The sequence below is a fragment of the Microcystis sp. 0824 genome (assembly GCF_003112475.1).
In the GTDB taxonomy this organism is placed as follows: domain Bacteria; phylum Cyanobacteriota; class Cyanobacteriia; order Cyanobacteriales; family Microcystaceae; genus Microcystis; species Microcystis aeruginosa_C.
This window is the reverse complement of sequence record NZ_BDSM01000074.1, coordinates 1-8,685: the sequence shown is the minus strand read 5'-3', so window position 1 is coordinate 8,685 and position 8,685 is coordinate 1. Positions and strand designations below refer to the sequence as shown.

Genomic DNA, 8,685 nt, shown 5'->3' with positions numbered 1-8,685 from the left:
ATTACATATTGGTGGTATGGGATTAGCCAAAGGTTATCTCAATCGTCCCGAATTAACCCAAGAAAAATTTATTCCTAATCCTTTTGAGAAGGATGAAGTGATCCCCCCAACCCCCCTTAATAAGGGGGGCAATGAGCCGTCAAAATTATATAAAACGGGAGACTTAGCCCGTTATTTACCCGATGGTAAAATCGAATATTTAGGACGCATTGACAATCAAGTAAAAATTCGCGGTTTCCGCATTGAATTAGGAGAAATTGAGGCCGTACTTAGTCAAAATCAGGCGGTACAGTCTTCTTGTGTGATTGTTCGTGAAGACAATCCAGGGGAAAAACAGTTAGTTGCCTATATTGTGCCTAAGCTAGGAGTAAAGCTAACAAGTGGCGATTTGCGTCAATTTCTTAGCGATAAATTGCCCGGTTATATGGTTCCTGGTGCTTTTGTGCTTCTGGAGTCTTTCCCTTTAACAGCTAACGGAAAAATTGATCGCCGTGCGTTAAAAGCTCCCAGTAATACCAGTGATTCAGACAGATTTATTGAAGCGCGTAATCAGTTAGAATTAAACCTCGTGCAAATCTGGTCAAAAGTGCTAAAGATTGACAAAATTAGCGTGCAGGATAACTTTTTTGACCTCGGTGGCCATTCCCTTTTAGCTCCTTATTTAATCACCCAAATTAAAGAACAGTTAGGCAAAGAAATTGCCGTAACTACAATATTTCAAAACCCAACTATTGAACAGTTAGCGACCATTATTCAAACCGATGCAGATTCCTCTAACCAGTCTTGTCTAGTTCCCATTCAACCCCAGGGTTCAAAGCCGCCTTTTTTCTGTGTTCCAGGCGCTGGAGGACGACCATTTTATTTTTACCATTTAGGACGTTGTTTAGGAAAAGATCAACCTTTCTACAGTTTTGAAAATGATCTCTATCAACAGTTTGGAGAAATCAGTCGCATTGAGGATATAGCCAGTATTTATCTTCAAGCCATGCAGGATTTACAACCCCAAGGACCCTACTTTTTGGGAGGACATTCCTACGGTGGTAATGTGGCTTTTGAAATGGCTCAACAGTTGGTTAATCAGGGTCAACAAGTGGCATTACTAGCAATAATTGATTCTTCAGCACCCACCTATAAAGACAAACAAATTTTGCTTGATTATATTAATTGGGATCATGCGCGGTGGTTAGCTGAAGTCAGCAAAGGTATCGAAGTTTATTTAGATAAAACCATCGATATTTCCTATGAAACTCTTCAACTCTTAACAGTGGAGGAACAATTAAAATACGCCTTAAACTTTTTTAAACTGGCTAATATGCTTCCTCCTAATGCGGAAACTAGGCAGCTTGAAAAAATTGTCCAAGCCTATAAAACTAGCTGTTTATGTCTGATTGATTATCTCCCTAAACAGATTTATCCTGGTAAAATTACGATTATACGGGCCAGGGAGGAATTATCTGATGATCCAAATAAAGACTTAATAGCTGGAGATTGCGAGGATTCCTCCTTAGGCTGGAGTGAATTTTCTACAGAGCCAGTTGAGATTCATTTCGTACTAGGAAATCATGTCTCGATTATGGTGGAACCCCATGTCCAGATTTTAGCCGAAGAATTAAAAGTTTGCCTTGAGATTTGATACCAAACCCGTTTTTAAGACTATGGTTAACTCCCAATTCAACTTGAAAAACTCAGTTAAGCTGTCAAGCATTTAAATTGCTTGTTGAGACGAGGCAAAAGGCACTCTTGCAAGAGGCAATAGTAAAGGGATTGGGGTAGATTCAGCTAATCTAAGAATAGGCGGTTAAGATGCGTCTTAGCTTATCAATTGTTTCTCCCCAATCTCCTCTATCTTTTAAACAGGATTTAATCTAAGAATTGACGATTTTCTACAAGTTGTGTGAACGGTAAGACTAATGTAGAATGCTGCAAGGCATCTGATTGCTAGACAGCCGATTTGTATTCTTTTGCCTTACCATGGATTTTATATGACTGAAATCCCGACCAACCAATCCAACCTAGTGATTTTAGGAGTCTCATCAATGACGGAAACTACTGAAACGGCCATTCCCAATGATTTTCTCGGAATGAATCCCACAGAAATCAACAAAAAACTTGTCTCCTGGGGAATTTCTCTGGACGAAGTTGTTCAAAAACTTGCTTCTCTTGGACTCCCCGGCATTATTTTTATTATTGCTGTTGCCGCATCCAGCACTACTGCCTATCCTGCGATTTACGCACTTTTTGGGTTAGGCGGTCCACTGGGACTAATTGGTGGACTTGGGGTCTTAGGCATCTCTACCATTATTGGCGACATTGTTACGCGTTATGGCATTGAGGCACTGCTTAAAACGGTCTATCTCAAACGTCGTGAAACAGAAACTCAAGAATATCTCATCAATGAGGTGGAGGGTTTGCCAATTTCTCAAGTTCTAAAACTTAACCTGAAAAAGGCTATTGAAGTAGAAATTGCTGCCGAAGAACCTGTTGCTCCCAAAGAAGTAGAAATTGCTGAAGAGTAGTTGTAACTTAACTAAGCACTGCTGCCCTCACCGGCCAATTGACTTTTTCAGCAAACCCTAAATACAACAAAAAACCGCTATAAATCTTACTCTTGCTTGACTTATGGCGGTGGTTGTTTTCTGTCTGAATTACTGAAAGCAATCTTTAAATTAATTAACTATCTTCCCAGTCAGAAGGCCATTTCCAAGTCCAAACGGGAGCCGGTTCAGAATCGGGGGGGGAATCGGGAGTCGGAGCCTCGTCTTGGTCCACCGATAAAAAACGAGCAAAGAAGGGGATTGCTTTACTTTGTTCGCTATTAGGATAATTCATGGTCATTCCTAGTTTTGAGTAGCAGCTTTTTCAATATAGCTGCGATTACCCTGTGATAGTAACATATATTGCCGTCTTACTCAAGTCAAATACTTACCTTACCCGCACTCCCATCGGTGACACTTATAGCGGTATTCAGAGTCATGGGGTACGCAAATTTTCTTTCCTGTTCTCCGCTCCCCATTCCTAATTCAAAAGCGATAACTTCTGTCCCTGACCAGATATGATAATATAGATTGATGGTTATAGGTTAATTGATAAAAACTTTTTTTACCATTAAATTGGGCTGTTAGTTGAACCTCTCAGGGAAATTTATCGGTATCTAAGGGAAAAGGTGCGGCTCCTTTTTTTTCTATCGCCTCAGCCACGCGGTCAATATTTACTGCCTTAACAGGCGTTGGGCGAGCATTGCTATAAACCACTTCCCACTTACCACTCTCCTAAGCCCAATCGTGTTAGACTAATGTAGTTTTTGCCGAGAGAGTTAAGTGAGTTTAAAAATGGATAAAAATGAATGGATTACTAGATTCGATGATTTAATTTGTAGTCCTTCGATTCGAGAGTTTTATGGTGAAAGAGAGTTTTTTAATGTCGGTTATTGGCTCTCCCGTACCCAAGATCAACAGGAAGCATCCTCTACTCTTATGGAGAAACTTTTAGAATTTATTCCCAACAAACAGGGAACAATTCTTGACGTTGGCTGCGGTTTAGGAGCAACTACCCATTATCTTCTCAAATATTATCCATTGACAGCAATTGTGGGGATTAACATTTCTCCGACACAAATTGCCAGAAGTCTCTTGAATTTTCCCGAGGGTAAATTTCTGTTAATGGACGCAGTAGAAATGGATTTTGCCGATCATTCTTTTGAGCAAATTATTTGTGTAGAAGCGGCTTTTTATTTTAATACCAGGCGGCAATTCCTCCAAGAAGCTTGGCGAGTATTAAAGCCGGGGGGAACCTTAATTCTCTCAGATCTGAGTTTTGCCACAACAGAACTTTTAGGAGATTGGACAGTTCCCCAAGCAAACACGGTCAAAGATAGGGCAGAGTATCAAAATCTTTATCAACAGGCAGGGTTTAAAGATGTTCAATTTGTCGAGGTGACGGAGGAGTGCTGGTTCAGACATTTTCGCCATCTTAAGTCTTGGTTAACAGAGGAATTTCAATCAGGAAAATTAGACGAAGAAACCTATAATTTAAACATTAAGGCTCTGGATAATTTGCTAAGTTCCTCGGCCATAACTTATTGGTTAGTTGCTGCCCAAAAGCCAGTCAATATACTGTAATAGTTGTCAGTTTTTCTTGAATTTTTGGAGACAAAAAAATGTTTGATTCCTTATCGGGTAAAAAAGTCGTTATTATTGGTGCAAGCTCCGGGATTGACCTAGCGATTGCCGAAAAATTGCTCTCCCTGGGGGCAAAAGTGGTGCTTTCCCATGCTTCTCAAGAGAAATTAGCTGCCGCCGCTGCCCTAATTCCAGGGGAGATTGAAGCCAAAACTGTTAATTTTTTACAAGAAGATTCTGTTAATACCTTTTTTGCAGAAATTGGCAACTTTGACCATTTAGTAGTCACCTCTCTGGGAGACAGAAATATGCCGCGAGCCTTATTAACCGAAATGACCGCAGAAACGGCCCGGGGAGGTATGGAGAAATTCTGGGGAACCTTTTTGGCAGTGCGTGGCTCCCTGAAAACTTTGGCTAAGGACGGTTCTATTACCCTGACATCCAGCGTCACTATGTTCAAATATTCCAAAATGGGCGGAATTTCCGTCATAGCCGCCGCTAATAGTGCTGTAGCAATATTTGGACGCGCCCTCGCCCTAGAAATCGCTCCTATTCGCGTTAACGTTGTTGCCCCCGGATTAATAGAAGATACAAGTATCTGGAGCAGTCAAAGTGATTCGGAACGCTCGGACTTGAGCAAATGGGCGGTTTCTGCTCTACCTGTCGAACATTTAGGGCAACCCGAAGAAGTCGCCCTAGCAGTATTGAGTTTGATTATCAACCCCTATATGACAGGTGTGGTTTTACCCGTGGACGGTGGAGTTACTCTTTAAAAGAAATGGTGAAAAAAGGCCAAGAAATCCTCGAGAACAAAAAATCTGGTGTCAGAGCAGAAGAGCGAAAATAACAAAGTGAGCAGAAAAATGCAGGAAAATTAATATAGCAGTTTTCATCAGAATGAGGCATGGGCAAGGGGCTTAAACCCTTTGAACGTGAAAAGCACTATATGTCTGCCTCACAATCTCCGATTGTTACTACTTGAATATCTTCGGGTATTTGTTGTTGTGTTTCTGACAAAGAATTTAACCATTGGGTTTCTCTTTTTTTGCGTAGCTTGGCAATCCCTAAATTCTTTTCTTCTCTTGCCCAGACATATTGATTAATCAGTCCTAAAGCTATTCCGACTGGGGACACTCCCAATGTGGCATGAACTTTGAGACCAAAGGATGTTTTACAGTCTAGATAGGGTATGCTGAAGGGGCAGGGTGTGGGGTGTGGGGTGTGGGGTTTTACCAGTTTTGAGGTGGCCAATTACCTAATTTTCAGGGAAAAAGTACCTGAACTTTCCCCCTGATCACTCCCATGCCTGGTACTTTTTGATTGACAAAAAGTCTAAAAGTCTTACCCAACAAGGTTTTTAGATTTTTTCAGAAAACCCTATCTAGTAGTAGTACCACAGGACAGCGATTTTCCTGATTTTCGACAAATTCAGCCACACCAATCGGCATTTTTTGCAAGCCTCCTAATTTTTTGAACTGGGGGAACTATGGTAGTTTTAGCAATTGGGATTATCTACTTTTTGTCCTATTATATTATCTCTGCCAGTCCCATCAGAAAAGGCATCTTTCCCTTAAGCTGAACGCGGGATTTGATTTTTGACTATTAGTCGCAGGGTTTGTTGCAATTCCTCGCGACTGTGAATTTCCTCCAGACGGTGAACGGGAACACCTCGATCGAAGAGAATTAAAGTAGGCAGACTACGCAGACGAAAACTATTAGCTAATTTAAAATTATTATCGGCATTGACACCGACTAATTGAATCGTATCTTGACAGTCATTTTGCCAAGACAAGAGGGTGGGTTGGATTAAACGACATAAACCACACCAAGGTGCCCAAAAATACACGAGAACCGGACGAGAAGAATCTAAAACTAGCTTAGGGAAGCTCTTTTCGTTGACAGATAGCATCATGTCTAAACGGATTTTATGAAAATTTTATTTTGATATAGAAACCATCCTACACCAATCGGGATCAATAAGAAAGGGGTTGGGAGCAAAATCACCAATAAATTTTACTTGTTGCTTGTATTAGCCAAGGATGACCCCACCAGAGGAGTAAAATAAACCCTGTTACTCCTAGATAGGCAGGACGAAGGAATTCTTGCCATTTTAGGCTTTGCCGACCATCGATAATTGCTAAAAAGGGGACCACCGAGGTGCGTTCTTTGATCTTTAAAAATGCCTCTCCGTAACGGTCCTCTAACCGATGATCGCCATGCCAGACAGCAAAAAGATGATGGGCAATTAAACCTAGGGAAGTTAATAGGGTAAAGCTTGTCCCTAACCAGAGGGTGTGAGCAATACACCAGATCACCTGTCCTACCATCTGGGGATGACGGGTAACGCGCAGGATGCCAGTTTCGTAGAGATGAACCTGGGGTTTTTGGATAGCGGCAATCTCGAGCAGGTTAAAGGTGGCAGGATAGAGAAAGAAAAAAGAAATGGCCGAAAGTATCCAAACTAGGGTTTTAACTCCAGTTACTCCCTGTACTTGCCAGAGAAGCAAACCATCATAACGATGATTGAAGAAATAAACTACTAAAATCACGGCTAGAGGGATACTAACGAGGGCAAATAATACCCGATACAGTCGCGCACCGATGATGGCTTCTCCCCGCATTCGTAAACTGGCTAATCCGCTATGGGCGACAGCAAAACCCAGTAATAAACCTAACATGATCCAATGACTAGCGAATGCCACTTTTACCCTCTTGATTGACTAAATTTTTCCCCCAATTCTATTTTAAAGATTGATGGTTAATTTTTCAGCCCCCTTTTTTTAGGTTGCCAGTATCGGGGATTCGGGGCAAAATAAAAGTATGCTTCCCCAAAGCCTCTCCCAAGAATATAATACTAAATCCGTTGAGTATAGACTACTTATGAGGAGATGCAAAAGGCAATAGGCAATAGGCAAAAGGGGCAATAGATAATCAGCCTTTAATAACCGTATTTAGGGCTGGCTGAAAAAATCTAAAAACCTTGTTGGATAAGGCTTTTAGACTTTTTTTCCCTCAAAAAGTGCCGACCATTGGAGGGATCGGGGGTAAAATTCAGGTACTTTTTCCCTGAAAATTAGGTAACTGACTACCTCAAAATCGGTAAAACCCTACACCCCACACCCCACACCCTGCCCCCACGAAAAACTTTTTCAGCAGCCCCTATTTAGTATTGTAAAGTTTTGTAAAAAATATATGCAAATGACTGCAAACAACTGCTAATATGGTTAGTACAAGTTTACATTGCAGTTCACATGAAACTATCAGATTATGCTAAGAAAAAAGGGATCAGTTATGACACTGCTTGGAGAATGTGGAATCGAGGGCAGTTACAAGGAGAACGTCTTCCTACAGGAACAATTATTATTTTTGAAGATGACCGTTTTTGCGGTGAAAATAAAGTAGCTATTTATGGGCGAGTTTCTAGTTCAGAAAATCAATCTAACTTAGAGACTCAGGCAAAAAGATTGGAAGCTTATTGTATTGCGAAAGGCTATCAAATTGTTCGAGTAGTTAAAGAAGTAGGAAGTGGAGTCAATGATCATCGAAAGCTATTATTAAAACTTCTAGAACAAACTGATTATAATTTGATTGTCGTAGAACATAAAGATCGTTTAAGCAGAGTAGGGTTTAATTATCTGAAAGTTCTTTTAACTCAAACAAATAGAGATCTAGAGGTCGTTAATCTAGCAGAAGAAAGAAAAGACGATTTAAGGCAAGACTTCGTGAGCATAATTACCTCATTTTGCGCTCGATTATACTCATTAAGACGACGAAATAGAAAGACAGAATGTTTAATTAAATGCCTTGAGGAGAATGATGAAATTAGTTCAAAAACATCTAATTAAATTTAATCACAAAAATTATTCAGTCATTGATAAATTAGGATTTTTATCGAAGAATCTGTATAATTGTGCTGTTTATTTAAACCGTCAAGTTTTCTTTTCACATCAACCATTTTTAACAATGACTGAGTTACATCATGCCTTAAAAATGAGTCCAGATTATCAAGCCTTACCCGCCAAAGTAAGTCAGTTAGTATTAAAGCAAGTAGAAAAAACCTTTAAATCCTACCAAAAAGCGAAAGAACAATACAAAAAATCGCCAGATAAATTTACAGGAGAGCCTAAGTTGCCAAGATACAAAGACAAGGAAAAAGGTAGAAACGTTTTAACTTATAACTATCAAGCCATTTCTAAAAAAGCGTTGAAGCAAGGTTTAATCAAGCTATCAGGGACTAATTTAGAATTTAAAATTAATTTAAAGGAAGTTTTAGAGGTCAGGATTATTCCTAAATCGGGTGCTTATTGTTTAGAGATTGTCTATGAACAACCAGCCTCATCAAGTCAAGAGGGAGAAAGATATGCTTTTATCGATTTAGGCTTAAATAACCTAGCTGCTGTTACCTCTAATATTCCCGAATTTCAGCCAACTTTAGTATGTGGAAAAGCCTTAAAATCCTGCAATCAAAAGTACAACAAGACACTAGCTAAACTCAAATCGGAATTACCCAGTCTACAGAAGACCAGTAAAAGAATACAAGGTTTAACTTTAAAGCGTAATTGCCAGG

9 protein-coding genes and 2 pseudogenes are annotated in these 8,685 nt (G+C 40.0%); 6 read left to right on the top strand and 5 right to left on the bottom strand.

Translation table 11 applies throughout. From position 1 onward, the window contains the following. Together N0824_RS19850 and N0824_RS19845 are read left to right on the top strand one after the other, a co-directional pair. Positions 1-1,633: non-ribosomal peptide synthetase (locus tag N0824_RS19850; RefSeq protein WP_146184309.1), on the top strand; the 1,633-nt coding region annotated here is incomplete at its 5' end. Positions 1,634-2,036: 403 nt separating this feature from the next. After that, the gene (locus tag N0824_RS19845) at positions 2,037-2,516 is read left to right on the top strand and encodes a hypothetical protein (protein ID WP_108937995.1); all 480 of its coding nucleotides are present in this window, start codon (positions 2,037-2,039) and stop codon (positions 2,514-2,516) included. Between the two features lie 154 nt (positions 2,517-2,670). Here N0824_RS19845 and N0824_RS19840 read toward each other — a convergent pair whose 3' ends face one another. Together N0824_RS19840 and N0824_RS21805 are read right to left on the bottom strand one after the other, a co-directional pair. Next, positions 2,671-2,829 carry a microviridin/marinostatin family tricyclic proteinase inhibitor gene (locus N0824_RS19840; RefSeq protein WP_002739260.1) on the bottom strand — a complete coding sequence of 53 codons (159 nt, stop codon included), beginning with the start codon at positions 2,827-2,829 and terminating at the stop codon, positions 2,671-2,673. 212 nt (positions 2,830-3,041) lie between these two features. Then, positions 3,042-3,251: pseudogene (locus N0824_RS21805) on the bottom strand (MvdC/MvdD family ATP grasp protein); the annotation flags it as partial. Between the two features lie 78 nt (positions 3,252-3,329). Between N0824_RS21805 and N0824_RS19835 the strand changes: the two are divergent. After that, positions 3,330-4,118, top strand: a complete 789-nt coding sequence (locus N0824_RS19835) for a class I SAM-dependent methyltransferase (RefSeq protein ID WP_108937994.1) — start codon at positions 3,330-3,332, stop codon at positions 4,116-4,118. 38 nt (positions 4,119-4,156) lie between these two features. Continuing rightward, positions 4,157-4,891 (top strand): SDR family oxidoreductase, encoded by a 735-nt coding sequence (locus tag N0824_RS19830; RefSeq protein ID WP_108937993.1) that lies wholly within the window; start codon positions 4,157-4,159, stop codon positions 4,889-4,891. 172 nt (positions 4,892-5,063) lie between these two features. Here the strand turns inward: N0824_RS19830 and N0824_RS19825 are convergent. From N0824_RS19825 to N0824_RS19815, 3 genes and pseudogenes are all read right to left on the bottom strand, one after another. Then, positions 5,064-5,303: pseudogene (locus N0824_RS19825) on the bottom strand (IS4 family transposase); the annotation flags it as partial. A 385-nt stretch (positions 5,304-5,688) separates the two neighbouring features. Further along, on the bottom strand, positions 5,689-6,030 hold the full coding sequence (locus N0824_RS19820; protein ID WP_108937992.1) for a co-chaperone YbbN: 342 nt from the start codon (positions 6,028-6,030) through the stop codon (positions 5,689-5,691). Between the two features lie 88 nt (positions 6,031-6,118). Next, positions 6,119-6,820 carry an NnrU family protein gene (locus tag N0824_RS19815; protein WP_108937991.1) on the bottom strand — a complete coding sequence of 234 codons (702 nt, stop codon included), beginning with the start codon at positions 6,818-6,820 and terminating at the stop codon, positions 6,119-6,121. A 549-nt stretch (positions 6,821-7,369) separates the two neighbouring features. Between N0824_RS19815 and N0824_RS19810 the strand changes: the two genes are divergently transcribed. Together N0824_RS19810 and N0824_RS21110 are read left to right on the top strand one after the other, a co-directional pair. After that, complete coding sequence (locus N0824_RS19810; protein ID WP_108937740.1) at positions 7,370-7,963, top strand: IS607 family transposase; 594 nt, start codon at positions 7,370-7,372, stop codon at positions 7,961-7,963. Further along, positions 7,935-8,685: transposase (locus N0824_RS21110; RefSeq protein ID WP_146184308.1), on the top strand; the 751-nt coding region annotated here is incomplete at its 3' end. The genes N0824_RS19810 and N0824_RS21110, both read left to right, overlap by 29 nt.